19 protein-coding genes are annotated in these 22,360 nt (G+C 73.5%); 14 read left to right on the top strand and 5 right to left on the bottom strand.

The genetic code is table 11. The features are described from left to right. From infB to ABD823_RS31815, 12 genes are all read left to right on the top strand, one after another. Positions 1–2,061 (top strand): translation initiation factor IF-2 (gene infB / locus ABD823_RS31870; protein ID WP_344866179.1); only part of this gene is annotated, 2,061 nt, incomplete at its 5' end. A 73-nt stretch (positions 2,062–2,134) separates the two neighbouring features. Beyond that, positions 2,135–2,434: a DUF503 domain-containing protein gene (locus tag ABD823_RS31865; protein WP_344866177.1), complete on the top strand. Its 300-nt coding sequence runs from the start codon at positions 2,135–2,137 to the stop codon at positions 2,432–2,434. 67 nt (positions 2,435–2,501) lie between these two features. Beyond that, on the top strand, positions 2,502–3,023 hold the full coding sequence (gene rbfA, locus ABD823_RS31860) for a 30S ribosome-binding factor RbfA (RefSeq protein WP_344866175.1): 522 nt from the start codon (positions 2,502–2,504) through the stop codon (positions 3,021–3,023). Then, the gene (locus tag ABD823_RS31855; protein WP_344866173.1) at positions 3,020–4,027 is read left to right on the top strand and encodes a DHH family phosphoesterase; all 1,008 of its coding nucleotides are present in this window, start codon (positions 3,020–3,022) and stop codon (positions 4,025–4,027) included. The genes rbfA and ABD823_RS31855 overlap by 4 nt, the downstream gene beginning before the upstream one ends. Before the next feature lie 26 nt (positions 4,028–4,053). Next, positions 4,054–4,953, top strand: a complete 900-nt coding sequence (gene truB / locus ABD823_RS31850; protein WP_344866171.1) for a tRNA pseudouridine(55) synthase TruB — start codon at positions 4,054–4,056, stop codon at positions 4,951–4,953. 122 nt (positions 4,954–5,075) lie between these two features. Then, positions 5,076–6,032 (top strand): bifunctional riboflavin kinase/FAD synthetase, encoded by a 957-nt coding sequence (locus ABD823_RS31845; protein ID WP_344866169.1) that lies wholly within the window; start codon positions 5,076–5,078, stop codon positions 6,030–6,032. A 286-nt stretch (positions 6,033–6,318) separates the two neighbouring features. After that, a complete protein-coding gene (locus ABD823_RS31840; protein WP_344866167.1) occupies positions 6,319–8,562 on the top strand; it encodes an NACHT domain-containing protein in 2,244 nt (747 codons plus the stop codon). A 189-nt stretch (positions 8,563–8,751) separates the two neighbouring features. Beyond that, entirely contained in the window at positions 8,752–9,021 is a 270-nt protein-coding gene (rpsO, locus tag ABD823_RS31835; protein WP_344866165.1) for a 30S ribosomal protein S15, read from the top strand. A gap of 311 nt (positions 9,022–9,332) precedes the next feature. Next, the gene (locus ABD823_RS31830) at positions 9,333–11,678 is read left to right on the top strand and encodes a polyribonucleotide nucleotidyltransferase (protein WP_344866163.1); all 2,346 of its coding nucleotides are present in this window, start codon (positions 9,333–9,335) and stop codon (positions 11,676–11,678) included. Then, positions 11,678–12,988 (top strand): M16 family metallopeptidase, encoded by a 1,311-nt coding sequence (locus ABD823_RS31825; protein ID WP_344866181.1) that lies wholly within the window; start codon positions 11,678–11,680, stop codon positions 12,986–12,988. Before ABD823_RS31830 ends, ABD823_RS31825 begins: the two co-directional genes overlap by 1 nt. 82 nt (positions 12,989–13,070) lie before the next feature. After that, entirely contained in the window at positions 13,071–13,808 is a 738-nt protein-coding gene (gene dapB, locus ABD823_RS31820) for a 4-hydroxy-tetrahydrodipicolinate reductase (RefSeq protein ID WP_344866161.1), read from the top strand. Between the two features lie 238 nt (positions 13,809–14,046). Next, positions 14,047–14,538, top strand: a complete 492-nt coding sequence (locus ABD823_RS31815; protein WP_344866160.1) for a GNAT family N-acetyltransferase — start codon at positions 14,047–14,049, stop codon at positions 14,536–14,538. Positions 14,539–14,694: 156 nt separating this feature from the next. On the opposite strand, the gene ABD823_RS31810 is transcribed toward ABD823_RS31815, so the two are convergent. From ABD823_RS31810 to ABD823_RS31790, 5 genes are all read right to left on the bottom strand, one after another. After that, the gene (locus ABD823_RS31810) at positions 14,695–16,617 is read right to left on the bottom strand and encodes a ricin-type beta-trefoil lectin domain protein (RefSeq protein WP_344866158.1); all 1,923 of its coding nucleotides are present in this window, start codon (positions 16,615–16,617) and stop codon (positions 14,695–14,697) included. A 269-nt stretch (positions 16,618–16,886) separates the two neighbouring features. Then, on the bottom strand, positions 16,887–17,756 hold the full coding sequence (locus ABD823_RS31805) for a 1,4-dihydroxy-2-naphthoate polyprenyltransferase (RefSeq protein ID WP_344866156.1): 870 nt from the start codon (positions 17,754–17,756) through the stop codon (positions 16,887–16,889). A 91-nt stretch (positions 17,757–17,847) separates the two neighbouring features. Then, positions 17,848–18,459: a GNAT family N-acetyltransferase gene (locus tag ABD823_RS31800; RefSeq protein ID WP_344866154.1), complete on the bottom strand. Its 612-nt coding sequence runs from the start codon at positions 18,457–18,459 to the stop codon at positions 17,848–17,850. Between the two features lie 127 nt (positions 18,460–18,586). Beyond that, entirely contained in the window at positions 18,587–19,174 is a 588-nt protein-coding gene (locus tag ABD823_RS31795) for a CGNR zinc finger domain-containing protein (RefSeq protein ID WP_344866152.1), read from the bottom strand. Positions 19,175–19,308: 134 nt separating this feature from the next. Then, positions 19,309–20,721, bottom strand: a complete 1,413-nt coding sequence (locus ABD823_RS31790) for an aminotransferase-like domain-containing protein (RefSeq protein ID WP_344866150.1) — start codon at positions 20,719–20,721, stop codon at positions 19,309–19,311. Between ABD823_RS31790 and ABD823_RS31785 the strand changes: the two genes are divergently transcribed. Then, positions 20,720–21,733 carry a DMT family transporter gene (locus ABD823_RS31785; protein ID WP_344866148.1) on the top strand — a complete coding sequence of 338 codons (1,014 nt, stop codon included), beginning with the start codon at positions 20,720–20,722 and terminating at the stop codon, positions 21,731–21,733. The genes ABD823_RS31790 and ABD823_RS31785 overlap by 2 nt on opposite strands. Before the next feature lie 77 nt (positions 21,734–21,810). After that, on the top strand, positions 21,811–22,320 hold the full coding sequence (locus tag ABD823_RS31780; protein ID WP_344866146.1) for a MarR family winged helix-turn-helix transcriptional regulator: 510 nt from the start codon (positions 21,811–21,813) through the stop codon (positions 22,318–22,320). The last annotated feature ends 40 nt before the right edge of the window (positions 22,321–22,360 follow it).

Raw genomic sequence — 22,360 nt, 5'->3', positions numbered from 1 at the left:
CCGACTTGTCCGGGTGGTTTCGCCGGTCGTCCCGGTGGCGGCGGCCGCCGTCCGGGGACCGCGGCGGGCGCGCCGGGTGGCGGCGGCGGTTTCGCCGGTCGTCCCGGTGGCGGCGGCCGCGGCCGCGGCGGCGGCACGGCGGGTGCCTTCGGCCGTCCGGGCGGACGCCCGGCCCGCGGCCGCAAGTCCAAGCGCCAGAGGCGCCAGGAGTTCGACAACATGCAGGCGCCGGCGATCGGCGGCGTGCAGGCTCCTCGCGGCGGCGGCCAGACCATCCGGCTGTCCCGCGGCGCGTCCCTGGCGGACTTCGCCGACAAGATCGGCGCGAACCCCGCGTCGCTGGTGCAGATCATGCTGCACCTCGGCGAGATGGTGACCGCGACGCAGTCGGTCAACGAGGACACCCTGCAGCTGCTCGCCGCCGAGCTGGACTACAACCTGCTCATCGTCAGCCCGGAGGAGGAGGACCGCGAGCTTCTCGAGTCCTTCGACATCGAGTTCGGCGAGGACGAGGGCGACGAGGCCGACCTGGTCGCGCGCCCGCCGGTGGTGACCGTCATGGGTCACGTCGACCACGGTAAGACCAGGCTGCTCGACGCCATCCGCAAGACCAACGTGGTGGCGCGCGAGGCCGGTGGCATCACCCAGCACATCGGTGCCTACCAGATCGCCACCGAGCACGAGGGCGAGCAGCGGCGGATCACCTTCATCGACACCCCGGGTCACGAGGCGTTCACCGCCATGCGTGCCCGCGGTGCCAAGGTCACCGACATCGCCATCCTGGTGGTGGCGGCCGACGACGGCGTGAAGCCGCAGACCATCGAGGCGCTGAACCACGCCCAGGCGGCCGACGTCCCGGTCGTGGTCGCGGTCAACAAGATCGACAAGGAGGGCGCGGACCCGAACAAGGTGCGGGCCCAGCTCACCGAGTACGGTCTGGTGGCCGAGGAGTACGGCGGCAGCACGCTGTTCGTCGACATCTCCGCCAAGAACGGCATCGGCATCGAGGACCTGCTCGAGGCCGTGCTGCTCACCGCGGACGCCGAGCTCGACCTGCGGGCGAACCCGACGATGGACGCCCAGGGCGTCGCCATCGAGGCCCACCTCGACAAGGGCCGCGGCCCGGTCGCGACCGTGCTGGTCCAGCGCGGCACGCTCCGGGTGGGCGACTCGATCGTCTGCGGCGAGGCCTTCGGCCGCGTCCGGGCGATGCTGGACGACAACGGCGAGTCGATCGACGAGGCCGACCCGTCGCGTCCGGTCCTGGTGCTCGGTCTGACCGCGGTGCCCGGCGCCGGCGACAACTTCATCGTCGTCAGCGACGACCGGATGGCGCGTCAGATCGCCCAGCAGCGGGCGGCGCGCAAGCGCATCGCGGACATGGCCAAGTCCGGCCGGCGCCGCACCCTCGAAGAGCTCTTCAGCGAGATGGAGAAGGGCCAGGTCGACGAGCTCAAGCTCATCATCAAGGGTGACGTCTCCGGTTCGGTCGAGGCCCTGGAGGACGCCCTGCTCAAGATCGACGTCGGCGAGGAGGTGCGCCTGCGGGTGCTCCACCGCGCGGTCGGCGCCATCACCGAGTACGACGTCAACCTGGCGATGGCCGACGACAACGCCGTCATCATCGGCTTCAACGTGCGACCCGAGGTCCGGGCGCGCGACCTGGCCGAGCGCGAGGGCGTCGACATCCGCTACTACTCGGTCATCTACCAGGCGATCGAGGAGATCGAGGCGGCCCTCAAGGGCATGCTCAAGCCCGAGTTCGAAGAGGTCCAGATGGGCACCGCCGAAGTCCGCGAGGTCTTCAAGGTGCCGAAGATCGGCAACATCGCCGGTGCGATCGTCCGCTCCGGGACGATCGTCCGCAACAGCAAGGCCCGCCTCATCCGCGGCGGTGTCGTGATCTCCGACAACCTGACCGTCTCGTCGCTGCGCCGGTTCAAGGACGACGCGACCGAGGTCCGCGAGGGCTTCGAGTGCGGTATCGGCGTCGGATACAACGACATCAAGATCGACGACGTCATCGAGACGTTCGAGATGCGGGAGAAGCCGCGCGTCTGATGCTCCGTCCCCGTCCCGCGCCGGTGCGCCGCACCGGCGCGGGACGGCAGGAGAGACACGCGGAGAACCGGACATGTACGTAGGTGCCCTGACGCTGGACATCCTGCTCGGCGACGTGCGTTCGCTGAAGCAGAAACGCTCCGTGGTGCGTCCCATCATCGCCGAGGTGCAGCGGCGCTTCCCGGCCGTGGCGGTCGCCGAGACCGGCCACCTGGACCTGCACCGCCGTACGGAGATCGGGATCGCGGTCGTCTCCGCCACCGCCGCCAACTGCGGCGCGGTGCTGGACGACTGCGAGCGCCTGGTCGCCGGCCGCCCGGAGATCGAGCTGCTGTCGGCCAGGCAGCGGCTCTACAACGAGGACGAGGACTAGTAGACGCAGACGACCGGTGGCGAAGACCCCCTTCGTGCCCGGTCGTCTTACGTGAGAAGGGGGAGCGATGGTAGACGCCGCACGCGCGCGCAAGATCGCTGACCGTATCCGGCAGGTGGTGGCCGAGATGCTGGAACGCCGGATCAAGGACCCGCGCCTCGGCTTCGTGACCGTGACCGACGCCCGGATCACCGCCGACCTCAGCGACGCCACGGTGTTCTACACCGTCTTCGGCTCCGAGGCCGAGCGGGCCGACTCCGCCGCGGCGCTGGAGAGCGCCAAGGGGCTCATCCGCTCGGAGGTGGGCCGCCAGACCGGCCTGCGCCACACGCCGACGCTGACGTTCGCCCACGACCCGCTCCCGGACAGCGCCCGGCACCTGGACGACCTGTTCGCCGCGGCCAGGGCCCGGGACGAGGAGATCGCCAGGCGGCGGGAGACGGCGGAGTACGCCGGCGACGCCGACCCGTACCGGCGGCCCGAGGAGGACGCCGGTGACGACGAGGACGGCTCCGGGGCCGAAGGGGTCCACGGGGCCGAGGGGTCCGTCGGCGGCACGCCGGGCCGCGCGGGACGCCCGGCGACGTGACGTCCGGCGTGCGCGACGGCCGTCCGGCGGACCCGGTGCCGGAGCACGACTGGGACCGGGCCGCCGAGCTGATCTCGTCCGCCGGCGAGATCGCCCTCGCCTGCCACGTCTCCCCGGACGGGGACGCCCTGGGGTCGATGCTGGCCGCCGGGGCGGCGCTGCGCGCGGCGGGCAAGCGGGTGACGGCCTCCTTCGGCGACCGCCGGTTCGAGGTGCCCCGGCTGCTGCGCTTCCTGCCCGGTCAGGACCTCCTGGTCGGGCCCGGGGACTATCCCGAGGCCCCCGAGCTGATGGTCGCCTTCGACGCCGCCACCGTGGACCGGCTGGGGGTGCTGGCTGCCAGCGCGGGCAGGGCGCGGGAGCTGATCGTGGTGGACCACCACCCGTCCAACCCGCGCTTCGGCACGGTCAACCTGATCGACCCCGCGGCGCCCTCCACCACCGCGCTCGTCGAGCGGCTGCTCGACCGGCTCGGCCTGCCGGTCGACGAGGCCATCGCCACCTGCCTGTACACCGGCCTGGTCACCGACACCGGCTCGTTCAGGCACTCCTCGACCACCCCGGCCGCGCACCGCATGGCCGCACGGCTGGTCGCCACCGGGCTGGACACCGAGGAGATCGCCCGGCGGCTCTGGGACAGCTCCCCCTTCGGCTATCTGAAGGTGCTCAGCGCCGCCCTCGGCCGGGTCACGCTGGAGCCCGAGGTGGGCGGGGGCCTGGTGTGGACGTTCGTCACCCGCGCCGACCGGGCCGCGTACGGCCTGCCGTACGACGAGGTGGAGCCGATCATCGACGTGGTCCGGCGCGCCGGGGAGGCGGAGGTGGCCGTCGTCCTCAAGGAGGACGACGACGGCGCCTGGCAGGTCTCCACCCGCTCCCGGGGCGGCGTGGACGTGGCCGGGGTCTGCGCCGCGCTGGGCGGCGGCGGGCACGCCCGGGCCGCGGGCTTCACCTCCCACCTGCCCGTCGAGGAGACCATGGCGGGTCTCCGCGCGCTGCTGTGAGCGCGCTCTCGTAGAAGGATGTGCTGATGAGTACGGCTCGCGCCAAGCGAACCCCGCCGCCGAGCGGGTTGATCATCGTGGACAAGCCCGCCGGCTGGACCTCGCACGACGTCGTCGGCAAGCTCCGCGGCATCGCGGGCACCCGGCGGGTCGGCCACGCCGGGACCCTGGACCCGATGGCAACCGGCGTGCTGGTGGTCGGCGTGGAGAAGGCGACCCGGCTCCTCGGGCACCTGGCGCTGACCGAGAAGGGCTACGACGGCACGATCCGGCTGGGCCAGTCCACCAACACCGACGACGCCGAGGGCGAGATCATCGCGACGGCGCCGGCCTCCGGGGTCTCCGACGAGGAGATCCGCAAGGGCGCCGCAGCCCTGACCGGCCGCATCATGCAGGTCCCGCCGCAGGTGAGCGCCATCAAGGTGAACGGGGAGCGGGCCTACAAGCGGGCCAGGTTGGGCGAGGAGGTCGAGCTGGCCGCGAGGCCGGTGACGGTCTCGGCCTTCGAGGTCACCGCCGTCCGCAGGGAGGGCGACCTGGTCGACGTCGACGTCTCGGTGTCCTGCTCCAGCGGCACCTACATCCGGGCGCTGGCCCGCGACCTCGGTGCCGCCCTCGGCACCGGCGGCCACCTGACCTACCTGCGCCGCACCCGGGTCGGCCCCTACACGCTGTCGGCGGCGCACACGATCGAGCGGCTCGCCCGGGAGTGCGTGATCCTGCCGATGGCCGACGCCGTCGCCGCGGCCTTCCCCCGCCGCGACGTGACCGCGGAGGAGGCGCGCACGGTGGCGCACGGCGGGCGGCTGCCGTCGGCCGGGCTGGGCGAGGGTCCGATCGGCGTGTTCGGGCCGGACGGCACTCTGCTCGCCCTGGTCGAGGAGCGCGGCAGGACCACCAGGTCCCTGGCCGTCTTCGCGGGCTGACCGGTGCGGGACGGCGGTCCCGCGGGCCGCGCGGCGGGCCCGTAGGACCTCCCCGATGGGGAGGGAGCCCGCGGGACGTGGCACGCTTGAGAGGTCGATCCGTCAAAAGGGAAGAGGCTGCGGTGCGAATCTGGCACGGACTGGACGACGTGCCCGAGGATTGGGGCAGGTCGGTCATCACGATCGGCGTCTTCGACGGGGTGCACGCCGGCCACCGGCGGCTGGTGGCCCGCGCCGTCGCGATGGCCCGGCGGCTCGGGCTCCCCTCGGTGGTGGTGACCTTCGACCCGCACCCGGACGAGGTGGTCCGCCCGGGCACGCACCCGCCGCGGCTGACGACGACGAGGCATCGCGCGGAGCTGCTCGTCGGGCTCGGGGTGGAGGCGGTCTGCGTGCTGCCGTTCACGCTGGAGTTCTCCCGGATGAGCCCGGACGAGTTCGTGCAGACCGTCCTGGTGGACCGGCTGCACGCGGCGGGGGTCGTGGTGGGGGAGAACTTCCGCTTCGGCCACAAGGCCGCCGGCGACGTGGAGACGCTGCGCACCCTCGGGGAGAAGTACGACTTCGAGGCCGAGGGCGTGCCACTGGTCGGCGACGGCGAGACCGTCTCCTCGACCCTGGTCCGCGAGCGGCTCGCCGCGGGCGACATCGAGGCCGTCACGGCTGCGCTGGGCCGCCCGCACCGGGTGGAGGGCGTGGTGGTCCGCGGCTACCAGCGCGGGCGGCAGCTGGGCTTCCCCACCGCCAATGTCGAGCCGCCCGACTTCACGGCGATCCCGCCGGACGGGGTCTACGCCGGCTGGCTGCAGGGCATCGCGGTGGGGAACCTGCCGGCCGCCTACGGCGGCGAGCGCTGGCCCGCGGCGATCTCCGTGGGCACCAACCCGACCTTCGAGGGCGTGGCCCGCACCGTGGAGGCCTACGCGCTCGACCGCGACGACCTGGAGCTGTACGGCGCGCACGTGGCCGTGGAGTTCGGCACGCGGCTCCGCGACAACCTGAGGTTCGACTCGGTGGAGGCGCTGGTCGAGCAGATGCGCGCCGACGTCGACGAGGCCCGCCGCTTCGCCGCCTCCTGACCCGGCCTTCCCGCCGGGCGGACCGGCCTCCCTGGGCCGGGCGGCCGGTGCGCCCGTCCCGCCGCCCGGTACGGCAGGGCCTCCCGCCCTCCCCCGGACGACCGATCCGTCATGTCTGAATTTTTCCGTAAAAGTGGGGCGATCCAGGGCTGCCTTGGAGGCCGCCGCCGCGCTCCGGAGCGATGCTGGAAATTCGGGCGGGGCGCGATCGCCGGACCCGTGGCGGGCCGCGGCGGGCCGGGCGGCCCGCCTGCGGCCGGACGCGGAGGAGACCGGGGAGCGCGGCATGCCCCTCACGGAGACGGGGAGGCGACGGTGGCGGATCGTCCTCACCCTCGTGCTCCTGGTGATCGGCTGCGCCCTCGTCGCTGTGCTGGGGCGCAGTATGGTCGACCTGGACGAGGACCTGAGCCTCGCCGATTTCCTCGGCATACCCGGGGCCGTCCTCGCGGCCGGAACGGCGCTGGCGGGCGTGCTCAGGTGGGTCTTCCGGCGGCCGCCGCCTCCCCCCGCCCCGAGCGGCGCGGACATCGCCGAGGCCAAGGCGGCGCTGGCGGACCTGGTGGACCGGCAGTGGACGGAGGAGGCATGCTTCCGCTCGCTGTGCGATCCGGGGCCGATCCCGGTCGCCTGGCACCTGACCGGCAGGCGCGTGCTGATGGACCACCCGCACATGATCGTGCAGGGGCGGCCGCCGCTCGGTGGCCGCGCCGATGACATCCGCGGGCTGGCCGAGGAGTTCCGGCGGTTGAGGCACCGCCGTCTGGTGATCGCCGGAGGTCCCGGCATGGGCAAGACGACGCTGGCCGTACAGCTCCTGCTGGAGCTGGTCCGCACCCGCGCCGACGACGAGCCGGTGCCGGTGCTGCTCTCGGTCGCGGGCTGGGACACCGGCCGCCACCGGCGGCTGCACGAGTGGCTGGCGGTACGGCTGGCCGCCGACTACCCGGCCCTGCGGGCCGCCGAGTACGGCGGTGACGGCGTCCCCGCGGCGCTGGTCCGGCAGGGGCACGTCCTGCCCGTCCTGGACGGGCTGGACGAGCTGCCCGCGCCGGCCCGGTCCCAGGTGGTCATGGCGCTGAACGGCTCGCTGGCCGAGCGCGACCAGGTGGTCCTCACCAGCCGCACCGCCGAGTACGCCGCCGCCGTGCGGGACGCGGGAGACGTCCTGACGGGCGCGGCCGTCGTCGTCCCCGCGGTGCTCACCCCGGGCGCCGCCGCCGACTACCTGCGGGAGTGCCTGCCGCCCGAGCCCCGGCACGACTGGACGGCGGTGCTGGAGGCCCTGCGGTCGGGCGCGGCCCCGGCCCTCGCCGCGGTGGCCGCAAGCCCGCTGGGGCTCTGGCTGGTCCGGATGGTCTACACCGTTCCCGGCGCCGACCCCGCACCGCTGACCGGCGCGTTCGGGGACGACGCCGGCAGGCTCCGCGCCCACCTGCTCGACCGCCTCGTCGAGACGTTCCTCCGCGCCCGGCCCTCCGCCCCGGACCGGGCCGCTCCCTTCCGTCCCCGCCGGGAATGGAACCCCGGACAGGCCCGCGCGTGGCTGGGCAACCTGGCCGATCTCCTGAACCGCAACGGCACCCGGGACCTGGCCTGGTGGACCATCGCCCGCTACGCCGCCCCTCCCGCCGCGCGCCGCCGGCTCCAGCTGGCGGCCGGGTTCGTGGCGGCGGCGGTGGTCGGACTCGGGTTCCTGCCCGTGCAGCTCTATCCTCCGCAGGGCGTGATCCCGATCATGGCCGGGTTCGCGATCGTGATCGGGATCAGGGCCGGGAGGTGGTTCCGGGAGGCTCCGGGCTTCGCCGACCGGAGGATAGGCCGACTGTTCCGGATCCCCCTCCGCGGTCTCGCGCTCGGGTTCGCGGTCTGGGCGGGGACCGCACTGGTGTGCGGGCTTCTGATCTGGTTCGGTGAGGGCGCCGGGAGCGGGCCCGTCTCCAACCTCCTGATGGTCGCCGCGGTCACCGTTCTGCTGGGGGGCTACCTCGCCGGGGTCGCCGCCGTGCTCATCGCATGGATCAGGCGGGTGGAGCGCCCGACCCCCGTGGTCTCCGTGACCGCTCCTTCCTCGGCGTGGGTGCACGACAGGAACCTCGCGTTCTTCCGCGCGCTCATGGCCGGATCGGTGTGCGGACTCGTGCCAGGGGTCCTGACAGGACTCGCCTCACGGGAGGAACCTCTGGAGACCGTCGTGGGGATGGTGTACGGGCTCTGCATGGGCGGGCTTCCCGGGCTGGTGGCCGGCGTGGCGATCGGGCGCCACCACGCGTGGCTGGCCTGCCGGCTCGTCCTGCTGTGGCTGGCGCCCACCGGCTTCCTGCCCTCCCGGCTGATCCCGTTCCTCGACGACATGCACCGGCTCGGGCTGCTGCGCACCGTCGGGCCGCTCTACCAGTTCCGCCACGCCGAGCTGCAGGACCACCTCGCCGCCCGGGCGTGCCCGCCTCGCGGGGACGCCGGGGCGGGAGCGCCCGCTCCGGCCCGCGGCGGACGGCGGGCGGGAGCCCGGGCGCCCGCCGCGGGATGACCGGGGGCGCATCGGGGCCGGGGCGCGGTGCGTGCGAGAGCGCGGGGGCTGATGGTAGTCTGGCGTGTCAGCTCCGTAACCGGTGGTGTCGTAACCCCCGGGAGGCTGATCCCGCCACGGCGACTGTAGGCACGCACGGTCGTTCGGGCCATCGAGATCGCGCGTGCCCGTAGAGGTCCAAGGAGAGAAGTGTCGCTCGACAGCGCCGCCAAGAAGCAGATCATCAGTGAGTACGCCAAGAGTGAGACCGACACCGGCTCGCCCGAGGTGCAGATCGCGCTGCTGACCAAGCGCATCAGTGAGCTCACCGAGCACATGAAGCGCAACAAGCACGACTTCCACAGCCAGCGCGGCCTGCTGCTGCTGGTCGGCCGTCGTCGCCGTCTGCTCAAGTACCTGCAGAGCAAGGACATCGAGCGTTACCGTGCGCTCATCGAGCGTCTCGGCCTGCGCCGATAGCATTGTGGGGAGCGGCCGCGTGCCGCTCCCCGTCTCGTGGGGCCCGATCCCGGCGCGTCGCGCCGGGACCGCGCCGGTCCCGCGGGCAAACTGAATAGCCGAGAAAACGCCCCGCGTCCGAGAGCAAGCGTCCCCGCGACGCCTGCGGGCCGGTCCTCGGTAGTGGCTCCCGGTCACCGCGGCTCAGGTCGCGCCGGACCGGGCGCTTCGATCGAAGACCGGCGCTGCACCTACGGGGAAGCGGCGAAAAGAGGCCCAGGCGCGACACGCGCGCCTGGGGGACGCGGGCGACCGACACAAGGAGGTCCCCCGTGGAGGGTGTCCACAGCAGCGAAGCCGTCATCGACAACGGCTCTTTCGGCACGCGTACCGTCCGGTTCGAGACCGGACGCCTCGCCCGGCAGGCGGCGGGCTCCGCCGTCGTCTACCTCGACGAGGAGACGATGGTCCTGTCCGCGACCACCGCCTCCAAGTCCCCCAAGGAGAACCTCGACTTCTTCCCCCTCACGGTGGACGTCGAGGAGCGGATGTACGCCGCGGGCCGCATCCCCGGCTCGTTCTTCCGCCGTGAGGGCCGTCCGTCCGAGGACGCCATCCTCACCTGCCGCCTGATCGACCGGCCGCTCCGCCCGTCGTTCGTCAAGGGCCTGCGCAACGAGATCCAGGTCGTCGCGACGGTCATGGCGCTCCACCCCGACCACCTGTACGACGTGGTCGCGATCAACGCCGCCTCCCTGTCCACGCAGCTCGCCGGGCTGCCCTTCTCCGGCCCGATCGGCGGCGTGCGCGTCGCGCTGATCGAGGGCCAGTGGGTGGCCTTCCCGACCCACTCGGAGCTGGAGAACGCCACCTTCGACATGGTGGTCGCCGGCCGCGTCCTGGAGGACGGCGACGTCGCGATCATGATGGTCGAGGCGGAGTCCACCCGCGACACGCTCAAGCTCGTCGCCGAGGGCGCGGTCGCGCCGACCGAGGAGACGGTGGCGCAGGGCCTGGAGGCCGCCAAGCCGTTCATCAAGGTCCTGTGCGACGCGCAGTCCCGGGTGGCCAAGACCGCCGCCAAGGAGACCGCCGAGTACCCCCTGTTCCTCGACTACCAGGACGACGTCCTGCAGGCCGTGACCGGCGCGGTCAAGAGCGAGCTCGCCGCCGCGCTGACCATCGCCGGCAAGCAGGAGCGCGAGAACGAGCTCGACCGGGTCAAGGCCCTGGCCGCCGAGAAGGTCGGCCCGGACTTCGAGGGACGCGAGAAGGAGATCGGCGCCGCGTTCCGGGCGCTGACCAAGAAGCTCATGCGCGAGCGGGTCATCGCCGAGGGCGTGCGCATCGACGGCCGCGGTCCCAAGGACATCCGGCAGCTCAACGCCGAGGTCCACGTCGTCCCCCGGGTGCACGGCTCGGCCCTGTTCGAGCGCGGCGAGACCCAGATCCTGGGCATCACCACGCTGAACATGCTCCGCATGGAGCAGATGATCGACACGCTCAGCCCCGATCGCACCAAGCGATACATGCACAACTACAACTTCCCGCCCTACTCCACCGGTGAGACCGGCCGGGTGGGCTCGCCCAAGCGCCGCGAGATCGGCCACGGCGCGCTCGCCGAGCGGGCGCTCCTGCCGGTCCTGCCGAGCCGCGAGGAGTTCCCCTACGCGATCCGCCAGGTCTCCGAGGCCCTCGGCTCCAACGGATCCACCTCGATGGGCTCGGTCTGCGCGAGCACGATGTCCCTGTTGGACGCCGGAGTGCCGCTGAAGGGCATCGTCGCGGGCATCGCGATGGGCCTGATCAACGAGGGCGACCAGTACGTCACGCTGACCGACATCCTCGGCGCCGAGGACGCCATGGGCGACATGGACTTCAAGGTCGCCGGCACCCGGGAGCTCATCACCGCCCTCCAGCTCGACACCAAGCTCGACGGCATCCCCGCCTCGGTCCTGGTCGCCGCGCTGAAGCAGGCCAAGGCCGCCCGGCTGGCGATCCTCGACGTGATGCAGGAGGCCATCGACTCCCCGGCGGAGATGAACGCGACGGCGCCGCGCATCATCACGATCAAGGTCCCGGTCGACAAGATCGGCGAGGTCATCGGCCCGAAGGGCAAGATGATCAACCAGATCCAGGACGACACCGGCGCCGAGATCACGATCGAGGACGACGGCACCATCTACATCGGCGCCACCGACGGCCCGTCCGCGGAGGCGGCCCGCTCGGCCATCAACGCCATCGCCAACCCGCACATGCCGGAGGTCGGCGAGCGCTACCTGGGCACGGTCGTGAAGATCGCCGCCTTCGGCGCGTTCATCTCCCTCATGCCGGGCAAGGACGGCCTGCTGCACGTCTCCCAGATCCGCAAGCTGCACGGCGGCAAGCGCATCGAGAACGTCGAGGACGTCATGAACGTGGGCGACAAGATCCAGGTGGAGATCGCCGAGATCGACTCCCGCGGCAAGCTCTCCCTCGTCCCCGTCGAGGTGGTCGAGAAGGAGGCCGAGGCCAAGGGACCGGACGGGGCCGAGGCCGGCACGCCGGAGTCCGGTGAGACGGACGCCGCGCCCGCGGAGCAGTCCGCCGCCTCCGGCGAGGAGAAGCCGCGCCGCACCCGCACCCGGACCCGGACCAGCGGCGGCAGGAGCCGCGGGGGAGAAGACCGCAACTCGTGATCACCACCACTCTGCACCCCGGCTCCGGCGGTGCCGGGGTCGTACGGCGCACCGTCCTCCCCGGTGGGCTCCGGGTGGTGACCGAGAGCATGCCGACCGTGCGCAGCGTCGCGGTCGGCATGTGGGTCGGCATCGGCTCGCGTGACGAGGCCCCCGAGCACATGGGGGCCTCCCACTTCCTGGAACACCTGCTGTTCAAGGGCACGCCCACGCGGGACGCGCTGGAGATCTCCGCGGCGATCGAGGGCATCGGCGGTGAGATCAACGCCTTCACCGCCAAGGAGTACACCTGCTACTACGCGCGGGTCCTCGACGAGGATCTGCGGGTGGCGATCGACGTGCTCGCCGACGTCGTGACCTCCTCGCTCATCACCGCCGACGACGTCGAGGCCGAGCGGGGCGTGATCCTGGAGGAGATCGCCATGCACGACGACGACCCGTCGGACGTCGTGCACGAGCAGTTCTCCGCCGAGCTGTACGGCGACACGCCCATCGGGCGGCCGATCCTCGGCACGGTCGAGACGATCAATGCGATCGGCCGGGACCGGATCGAGGAGTACTACCGGACCCGCTACCTGCCGGCGCGCACCGTGGTGGCGGTGGCGGGCAACATCGAGCACGAGCGGGTGGTGGAGCTGGTCGCCGCCGCCTACGAGCGGGCGGGGGCGCTGGGCGGCGACGCCGTGCCGGTCCCGCCGCGGGTCTCGGGCGAGGCGGTCCCGGCCGGCTCCGGCGTGCGGGTGCTGCACCGGCCGACCGAGCAGGCGAACCTGGTGCTCGGCACGACCGCCCTGACCCGCACCGACGAGCGGCGCTTCGCCCTCGGCGTGCTCAACGCGGCACTGGGCGGCGGCATGTCGTCCCGGCTGTTCCAGGAGATCCGGGAGAAGCGCGGCCTGGCCTACTCGGCCTACAGCTACACCTCCCAGTACTCCGACACCGGCCAGTTCGGCGTCTACGTCGGCTGCCTGCCGTCGAAGGCCGACGAGGTGCTGAAGATCTGCCGGGACGAGCTCCTGCGGGTGGTCGCCGACGGCATCTCCGAGGAGGAGATCGTCCGCGGCAAGGGCCAGATGCGCGGCGGCCTCGTGCTCGGTCTGGAGGACACCGGTTCCCGGATGTCCCGGATCGGCAAGGGCGAGCTCGTCTACGACGAGTTCCTCTCCGTGGACGAGGTGCTGGCCAGGATCGAGGCGGTGACCCCGGAGGACGTCTCCGCGGTCGCCCGCGACGTCCTCACCCGCCCGAAGACCCTCGCGGTCATCGGCCCGTACGAGGACAAGGACTTCGGCTGGGCCGTGTCCGCCTGACCGTTCCCGCGGGCCCGCGCGGACGGCCCCGGCACCCGGTGCCGGGGCCGTCCGCCGTTTCCGCCGGGTATAGCCTTGGACCGTGATCAGGGTTGGAGTTCTGGGCGCCCGCGGGCGCGTCGGTGTCGAAGTGTGCAAGGCCGTCGAGGCGGCGGACGACCTGGAGCTGGTCGCGACCGTCGATGCGGGCGACCCGATCGAGGTGCTGGAGGGCGCCGAGGTCGTGGTCGACTTCACCCACCCCGACGTCGTCATGGACAACATGCGCTGGTGCATCGAGCACGGTGTCCATCCGGTGGTGGGCACCACCGGCTTCGACGCCGGCAGGCTCGCCCAGGTGCGCGGCTGGCTGGAGGCGAACCCGGGCGTCAACGCGCTGATCGCCCCGAACTTCGGCATCGCGGCCGTGCTGATGATGCACTTCGCGCAGCAGGCCGCCCGCTACTTCGACTCCGTCGAGATCGTCGAGCTGCACCACCCGAACAAGGCCGACGCGCCGTCGGGCACCGCCCGCCGTACGGCCGAGCTGGTCGCCGAGGCGCGGCGCAAGGCCGGTCTGGCCCCGATGCCCGACGCGACCAGCGCCGAGCTGGACGGGGCACGGGGCGCCGACGTGGACGGGGTCCGCGTGCACGCCGTACGGCTGGCCGGCCTGATCGCCCACCAGGAGGTGCTGCTGGGCGGCGGCGGGGAGACCCTCACCATCCGGCACGACACCATGAACCGGGCGTCGTTCACGCCGGGGGTGCTGCTCGGCGTCCGCCGGGTCCGCGAGCTGCCGGGGCTGACCGTCGGCCTGGAGCACCTGCTCGACCTGTGAGGCGCCGCACGGTTCCGGGAGCGGGAGCGATCGGAACCCTCGCGGCCGACCGCTCGTCCTACGGATATGGTGCGAGCTGATCTCTCCTGTCCGGTCTGCGGCGGTACGGAGTTCGGCCAGGAGGAGACGACGTACGACGGCAGGTTCGAGGGAAGGCGGCTCTTCCTGACGTCACAGGTCATAACCCTGATGATCTGCGTCGGATGTCGTCACATCCTCCATTTCTACGGGAAGCGTGATGACGTCGGCTGAGGTCCGCTGGGCGACGGCGGAGGAGCTGCCGGGGCTGGCGGCGGTGGAGACCGCGGCCGACGGGCTCTTCGCCCAGGTCGGCATCGTCTTCCCGCCGGGCACGACGATGGTCGAGGAGGCGGGCGACCCGTCCCGCGTCCTGGTCGCCGGTGACCCGCCGGTCGCCTTCGCGATGGTCGGGCAGGCCGACGGGAACGTCCACCTCGACCAGCTCGCGGTCCACCCCGATCACGGGCGGCGGGGCATCGGGGGGCGGCTGGTGGAGGCGGTCTGCGCGCACGCGGCGGCGGCGGGTTCACCGGCCGTCACGCTCACCACGTTCCGGGACGTGCCGTGGAACGGGCCGTGGTACGCGCGGCGCGGTTTCGCCGTGTTGGATCCGGCCGAGTGGGGGCCGGAGCTGGCCGCGCTGGTGGAGCACGAGCGGGAGCTGGGCATCGAGCTCGCGCCCCGCGTCGTGATGCGCCGGGTGCTGTGAGGGGCGCGGGGACCGCGCCCCGGCGCGCCGCCGCCCGGGCCCGCAGGGGCCGCCGTGCCGCGTGCTGAACGGCCCCCGGTCCCGGAGTCCGCCGCCCGGGCCCGCAGGGGCCGCCGTGCGGGTGGTCCTGCGGGCCCGGGCCGGATCAGGGCGGGGTCAGGACGGGACGTTCCACTTCTGGTTGGCCCCGCCGGTGCAGGACCAGATCTGCAGCCGGGCGCCGTCGGCGGCGGCGTTGCCCACCACGTCGAGGCACTTGTCCGCGGCCGGGTTCACCAGGTCGCGGCCGCCGGTGTGGGTCCACCGCTGGGCGGCCGTCCCGTTGCAGGTGTACAGCTGCACCCGGGCGCCGTCCGCGGTGGAGCCGCCGCTGACGTCGAGGCACTTGCCCAGGGAGCGGATCGTGCCGTCGGAGGCGCGGGTCCACTGCTGGTTGGGGCCGCCGAAGCAGGTCCACATCTGCACGGGGGTGCCGTCGGCGCTGTTGCCGTCGGTGACGTCCAGGCAGCGGCCGGCCAGGCCGCTGATCGTGCCGGTGGGCCCGTCCGGGGTGCCGCCGCCGGACGGGGTGCCGCTCCAGGTGAAGGTGGCCGAGGTGCGGGCCGGCAGGGTGTAGGTGAACGACTGACCGCCCCAGACCACCTTGATCGACTGGGCGGAGGTGCCGCCGTTGTGGGCGATCAGAGCCTTGGAGCCGTCCGGGTTGCGGTAGGCGACGTTCTTGACGGTGTCGTCGGCGGTGGAGTCGATGCGCTGGGCGCCGGGCTTGACGAACTTGGTCAGGTGCCCGGTGGTGTAGTACTCGATGGTGTAGTCGACCTGGCCGGCGCGGGCGCCGCCCTCCTGCACGGTGATCAGGCCGGTGCAGGTGCCGCAGCCGCCGTTGTGCGGTCCCATGTGCTGGTTGAGGGCCAGGCTCCACTTGACCAGGCTGCTGCTCCAGTTGCGGGCGTAGGCGACGATGTCGTTCATGTCCTCGTTGTGCTGGTTGCCGATCCAGGTGCCGCCCGAGTGCTCGGTGCTGAACTGCCGCACCGACGGGTACCGGTCGTGCACCTGGGTGCCGACCGCGGGGTCGCCGAAGTAGCCGTGCCAGGCGATGCCGCCGAACAGCGGGTCGTCGCGGACCCCGGCGTCGCCGAGGACGGCGGCGCCGAATCCGGCGTAGTCGCCGTAGTTCCAGTCGTGGACGAGGATCTTGGTGTCGATGCCGGCGGCACGGAACGCCGGGTAGACGTGGTTCTTGGTGAACTCGACGAGCCCCGAGGGGTTCCAGCTCATGCCGGGGTAGTTCATCGCCGTCGGGTTGGCGGCCTGGCAGCAGTTCGGCTCGTTCTGGACCGAGAGATAGTCGATCTTCACACCGGCCGCGGCGTAGGACTGGATGTACTTCACCAGGTACTGGGCGTACGTGGGGTAGTACTCCCACTTGAGCCAGCCCATCTGGTCCATCCGGCCGTTGTCCTTCATCCAGCCGGGGGCGCTCCACGGCACGCCCTTGACCCGCAGCTGCGGGTTGAGCCGCTTGGCCTGCTGGGTCAGCAGCCGCACGTCCGTGTCGTAGCCGTTGCGGCCGAAGTCGCTCAGGTCGCAGCAGGTGTCGTCGAGCGAGACGTTGCCCGGGCGGGACAGGTCGGAGGCGCCGATCGGGTTGCGGACGAACGACAGGCCGATGCCCTCGGTCGGGCTGAACAGCCTGCGCATGACCTCGTCGCGGGTGGCGGCGCTGACCGGGCCGCCGCGCAGCAGGTAGGCGGTGGTGTCGGTGATGGACGCGCCGCCGCCCTCGAAGGTCTGGTAGCGGACGCCCTCGTTCACGGTGATCGTACGGGAGGCGGAGCCGCCGCCGGAGGTGAAGGCGATCGGGTTCTGCCGCTGCAGGCCCCGGGTCACCGTACGGCCTGCGGAGTCGGAGGTGGTGGTCAGGTGGACGTCGACGGTCTCACCGGCGGCGGAGGCCGCGGGGGCCGAGGCGACCGTGAGGCCGCCGGTGGCGAGGAGGGCGGCGAGGGCGGCACGGAGCGCGCGCCGGCCGCGAGGGCGGCGTCCCGTCCGCGGTGCGGTCTGGGTGCTGGACACGGTTCTCCTTCGTGGCGGGGGTGCGGGGCCGGGGCGGGTGGCGCCCCACGGGTACGGCGGAGCCACCACGCGCCCGGCCCGATGGGCGTACCAACGGCTAGGTGGAGGAAACTCTCTTTGCTATCTTGTGTCAAGTATTGAAATAAGTGGTTAAGAGAGATTGGAGATCAGCCGTGCAAGGCCCGCCGCGGCCCCGGCATGGCGGCGGCATGGCGCCGGCGCGGCCGGGTCGCGGCCCGCGGGCGCGGTCCAGGGGGCGACCGGTGCCCCTACAGCGCCAGGCCGACGCTGAACAGGGCGCCGAAGACCAGCTGGAAGCGGCCGGTCTGCTGGAGCGTCGCGATCAGTGCCGGACCGGTGGCACCCGCCCGGACCGTCCTCACCGGGGCGAGCGCGAGCGGCGCGGCCAGCACGCCCAGGGCCGCAAGCGGGTGCCAGAGCACCAGGGCCGCCGAGACGAGCAGGGGGAGCACGAGGCAGAGCACGTAGAGCGTGCGGGTGCGGGCGTCACCGAGGACGACCGCCAGCGTGCGCTTCCCCGCCGGGCCGTCGGTCACGATGTCGCGCAGATTGTTGATCACCAGCATGGCGCAGGCCAGCAGCCCGGCCGGGACCGAGGCGGCCACCGCCGGCCAGGGGAGCCGCTCCAGCTGGACGAACGTGGTGCCCGCCACCGCCACCAGCCCGAAGAACACGAAGACCGAGACCTCGCCGAGCGCGCGGTAGCCGTACGGGCGGGAGCCGCCGGTGTAGAACCAGGCCGCCGCGATCGCCGCCGCGCCGACCGCCGGCAGCCACCACGCCCGCGTGATCACGGTCAGCGCCAGCCCGGCCACGGCGGCGGCCAGGAAGCAGCCCAGCGCGGCGGCGAGGACCTGGCGCGGGGAGGCGGCCCGGGAGCCGACCAGGCGCATCGGTCCGACCCGCTCGTCGTCGGTGCCGCGCACCCCGTCGCTGTAGTCGTTGGCGTAGTTCACGCCGACCTGGAGGGCGAGCGCCACGAACAGCGCCAGCAGGGCGCGCCACCACACCGCCCCGTCGTACCCGGCGGCGACGCCGGTGCCGACGGCGACGGGGACGACGGCGGCGGGGAGGGTGCGCGGACGGGCTCCGGCGATCCACTGGCTCGGGGTGGCCATGGGGTGGCGGTTTCCTCTCGGGATGGGGCGCGGCGCCCGCGGGGCGCGGCGGGGGTCCCCGCGGGATCCCCGGCGGGGCCCGCGCGGGTTGCTAGCTGATGTCGGTGGCCATGCGGACCATCCGCACCGGACGGCCCATGTCCAGGACGCGCTCGGCGCCGTCCTCGCCCCAGCCGGCCGACTCCAGGAACCCGAGCAGGGCGTGGTTGTCGGCGAACACCCAGGTCACGACCGTGTGGTAACCGTCCTCGCGCAGGTGGTCGACCGTGGCGTTGAGCAGGCGGCTGCCGTGGCCGCGCCGGACGTGGTCGGGGTCCACCAGGAAGGAGAGCATCTCGGCGGTGGTGTCGGGGTTGAGATCGGGGTCCTCGGCGGGCGCGTGGGAGGCCAGGCCCACCACCCGTTCGGCGCCCTGCGCCGCCGCGAGGGCCTCGATCCCGCCGGGGCCGAGCGCGGGGAACGCGTCGGTGTCGAGGACGACCCGCTCCACCGCGACCAGCACGCGGTGCCGGGGCGTCGGCGGGCTGAGGATCGCCTCGTCCCACTGCCGGCGCCACATCTTCTCGGCGGCCGGGCCGGTCATCTGCTCCAGTGGGCCCTCGGGCAGGAATTCCCGGTAGCCGTATCGCCAGGCGCGGATCTGGGTGCTCGTCACCGCGTCGACATCATCGTGCCGAGCCGCCCGCACGCCTACGTCTGCCATCTCGGCCCGCTCCTTATCTGCCGTACGCCGCTGGGACGCGCTGCCTCGCGGGTCTCATGCCACGCGAGCGGGCGTCGGGCGGGTGGACCCTGGAGACAGGCAGTTACACCGTATCGGGGAATCTGCCTCACAGATGACGTGAACCTGTCCCGCTCTGTCGTCGTGCCCGATATGCCCTGGTCTTGGTGCGGTTTCCGCACACCTTCATCGAGCACCACGACCGGGAGCGGTTCTTGGAGGAGTCGACGAACGCCCACTGGCAGGTGCTCTCCGTGCAGACCTTCAGCCGCGGCCAGAGGCCGGCGACCCGGACCTCCACCACCGCCGCCGCGATCCTCGCCAGCCCGCCCGGGGCGCCGGTCGCGACCGGCTCCAGGACCGGCCCGCCGGCGGTCAGGACGACCGTGACGGGCAGCCGGTCCAGCACGTGGGGGAGCGGGGGCGCGCCGTCCGGTCCGCCCGCGCCCTCGTCCCGCCCGCCGTCCGCTCCGCCGCCGGGGCCCTGGGGGTGGTTGGCGCGCAGCGCGGCGCGGAGCGCCTCGCGGAACGCGACGGCGACGGCCAGCTCCTCGTCGCCGGCCGCGTCGTCCGCCCGGGCCAGGCCGCGTCTGGCGAGCCAGGCGGTGAGCGCCTCGGGTGAGGGGAGCGCGTCGGTGCCGCTCTCGACGTCGTAGCTGTTGACGAAGTCGCACACCAGGGCGGCGGGATCGGTCATGGGGTGGATCACCTCTTCGCCACCACTGTACGGCAGTAGGTGGTTGTGTTCGCCTTCGGCACCTTCATAATATTTTTAATGGTGTTTTGCGGCGGATCCGCGTGGCGGCCCGGCCTGCGGCGGCCGCGGGGAAGCTAGGCGGAGCCCGCCGCCCGCCTCACCGCCAGGGCCAGCCGCCGGACCCCCTCGGCCAGTTCGGGCAGGTCGGCCGCCGCCGTGTGGGTGAGGCGGAGCCGCGGTCCCGGCGGTTCGGCGGGGTAGTAGATGCGCCCCGGACTGACCGCGACCCCCGCCCGCCGGGCCTCCTCCACCACCGCGTCCTCGTCGAGATCCTGCGGGAGCCGGACCCACAGGTGCAGGCCGCCTCTGGGCACCAGGTGGACCGCGGCGGCGGGCAGCCGGGCGGCCAGGGCGGAGACGAGCGCGTCCCGGCGGGCGGTCAGCTCGCCGGTGAGGGCGGACAGGTGGCGGGACCAGGAGGGCGAGCCGACGAACTCCAGCACCGTCTCCTGCAGCGGCCTGGCCACGAAGAACGAGTCCACCACCTGGCTCGCCCGGAGCCGGTGCGCGGCCGGGCCCCGCGCGACCACTCCGGCGACGCGCACGCTCGGCGACAGGACCTTCGACAGGGAGTTGACGTGGACCACGGTGCCGTGGGTGTCGAGGGCGACCAGCGGCGGGGGGACCGGCGCGGTCGTGAAGTAGCGGGCGTAGTCGTCCTCGACCACGAACGCTCCCGCCGCCCGGGCCACCGCCAGGACCTGCTCACGGCGCTCCAGGCCGAGCGTCGCACCGGTCGGGCTGTGCAGGGTCGGCTGGCAGAAGAAGACCCGCGCCCCGGTGACGGCGAACGCCTCGGCCAGGAGCTCCGGCCGGACCCCGTCGCGGTCCATCGGCACGGCCGTCGCCCGCAGCCCGGCCGCGCGGGCGGCGGTCAGCGCCCCGGGGTAGGTGGGGGTCTCCACGAGCACCGGGGAGCCGGGGGCGGCCAGGGCGCGGAAGGCGTGGGTGAGGGCCGACTGCCCGCCGCCCGCGATGAGGGCGTCGGAGGGGGCGACGTCGCCTCCGGCCTCCCGCGCGAACCACCGGCGCAGCTCCGCCAGGCCGCTGACCGGCGGGAGCGCCCAGGCGTCGGAGCGGCGCAGGGCGCGCGCGGCGGCGGCGTTGAGCGCCCGGGACGGGCGCAGGGCTGGGGTGAGGTAGCCGCCGGTCAGCGGGACGGTCCCCTCGGGCGGGGGCGTGAGGAGGCCGGCCACCCCGGTGTCGTCCACCACCCGGTCGCCCAGCGCCACCGTCTGCCAGGAGAGGTCGGCGGGATCGCCCGCCGCGCGGGCGGCCCGGGGCGTGACGTAGGTGCCGCTGCCCGGCCGGGTCACCACCCGGCCCTCCGCGGCCAGCCGGCCGATCGCCCGGGAGACGGTCACCGGACTGACGCCGTGCCGTCGCATCAGCTCGCGGCTCGACGGCAGCCGGTCACCGGGGCGGAGTCGTTCTGTCTCCTCCCGGAGGATGGCGGCGAGCCGGACGATACTGCTATCGTCATTCATGAAGGATAACAGTAGCGCTATCGCCCCCGGCCGGATAGCGGACCTGCCCGCCGGGACCCGCTCCCGCACGGGGCCGTCCGCTCCCCCCGCCGCCCCGCCCGCCGTCCCGTCCGGCGGGAGGCCGGGCGCCGGGGCGGGATCCGCCGCCGGAGCGTGGCGGGGGACCGCGCTGGCCGGGCTCGGCGTGCTGATGTTCTCCGGCTCCTTCCCCGCGACGGTGTTCGCGATGGAGGGCTTCGACCCCTACCTGGTGGCCGCGGCGCGGGCGGTCATCGCCACCGCTGCGGCTCTGGTGTTCCTCCTGGTCGCGCGGGCGCCGCTGCTTCCCCCGCGAGCGCACCTGCGGTCCCATCTCGTCATCGTGGCCGGGGTGGTCGTCGGCTTCCCCGTCTTCAGCGGGCTCGCGCTCGACTCCGGGGCCTCCGCCTCCCACGCCGCCGTGGTCGTCGGGCTGCTGCCCGCGACGACCGCCGCCTGCGCCGTGCTGCGGGCCGGGGAGCGGCCCCGGCCGCTGTTCTGGGCGGCCTGCGCCGCCGGGGCCGCCGCCGTCACGGTCTTCACCCTCGGCCGGGGCGGGGGCCACGCCACCGCGGCCGATCTGCTGCTCGTGGCCGCGCTGCTCTCGGCCGCCGCCGGGTACACCGAGGGCGGCCGGCTGTCGCGCGAGACCCCCGGCTGGCAGGTCATCTCCCACGCCCTGGTCCTCGCGGCGCCGTTGACCGTTCCCGCGACCGCCGCGCTGGCGCTGACCACCGACGTCCGGCCGGAGCCGGCGGCGCTGGCCGGGCTCGCCTACGCCGGCCTGGTCGCGATGTTCCTCGGCTTCATCCCCTGGTACGCGGGCCTGGCCGCGGGCGGCATCGCCCGGGCCGGGCAGACCCAGCTCGTCCAGCCGCCGCTGACCATGGTGTGGGCCTGGCTCCTGCTCGGCGAACGGGTGGAGGCGGTGACGGCCGGTGCGGCGCTGGCCGTGGTGGCGTGCGTGGCGCTGACGCAGCGCGCCCGGCTGTGAGCGATCCGGAGGAGCGGGCGCGTGCGCCGGGCCGGTGATACGCCGCCCGACTATCCGGACCCGAATAGGATCGGGGCGTGAACGGTGAGCCGGACGGGGAGCCGCGGGACGCGATCGACCGGATCCTCGAACAGTGGCGGCGCGAGCGGCCCGATCTCGATCTGTCCCCGATGGAGGTCTTCGGGCGGGTCGCGCAGCTGGCGCGGACCGTGGAGGCGGAGGTGGAGCCGGTCCTCGCCCGGCACGGCCTGCGGCCGGGCGAGTTCGACGTCCTGGCCGCGCTGCGCCGGTGCGGCCCGCCGTACACGATGATCCCCTCGGAGCTGTCGGCGGTGCTGATGACGTCCCGCGCGGGCATGACCAGCAGGCTGGACCGGCTGGAGGCTGCGGGGCTGGTCGGGCGGAGCCTCGATCCGGCCGACCGCCGCAGCTTCCGCGTCACCCTGACGGAGGAGGGGCGACGGGTCGTCGACGCCGCCCTCACCGAGCACGCCGCCAACCTCGCCCGGCTGGCCGCCGCCCTCGATCCCGGGGACGCCGCGACGCTGAGCCGCATCCTGCGCACCCTGCTGAACGCCCGCGACTGACGGCCGCCCACCGCCGCCGGCCGTACGGCGCCGTCCGCCG

The organism is Planomonospora alba (assembly GCF_039534085.1).
Lineage (GTDB): Bacteria > Actinomycetota > Actinomycetes > Streptosporangiales > Streptosporangiaceae > Planomonospora_B > Planomonospora_B alba.
Note: the sequence above shows the minus strand (reverse complement) of the source record. Positions and strands in the feature narration are given on the sequence as shown.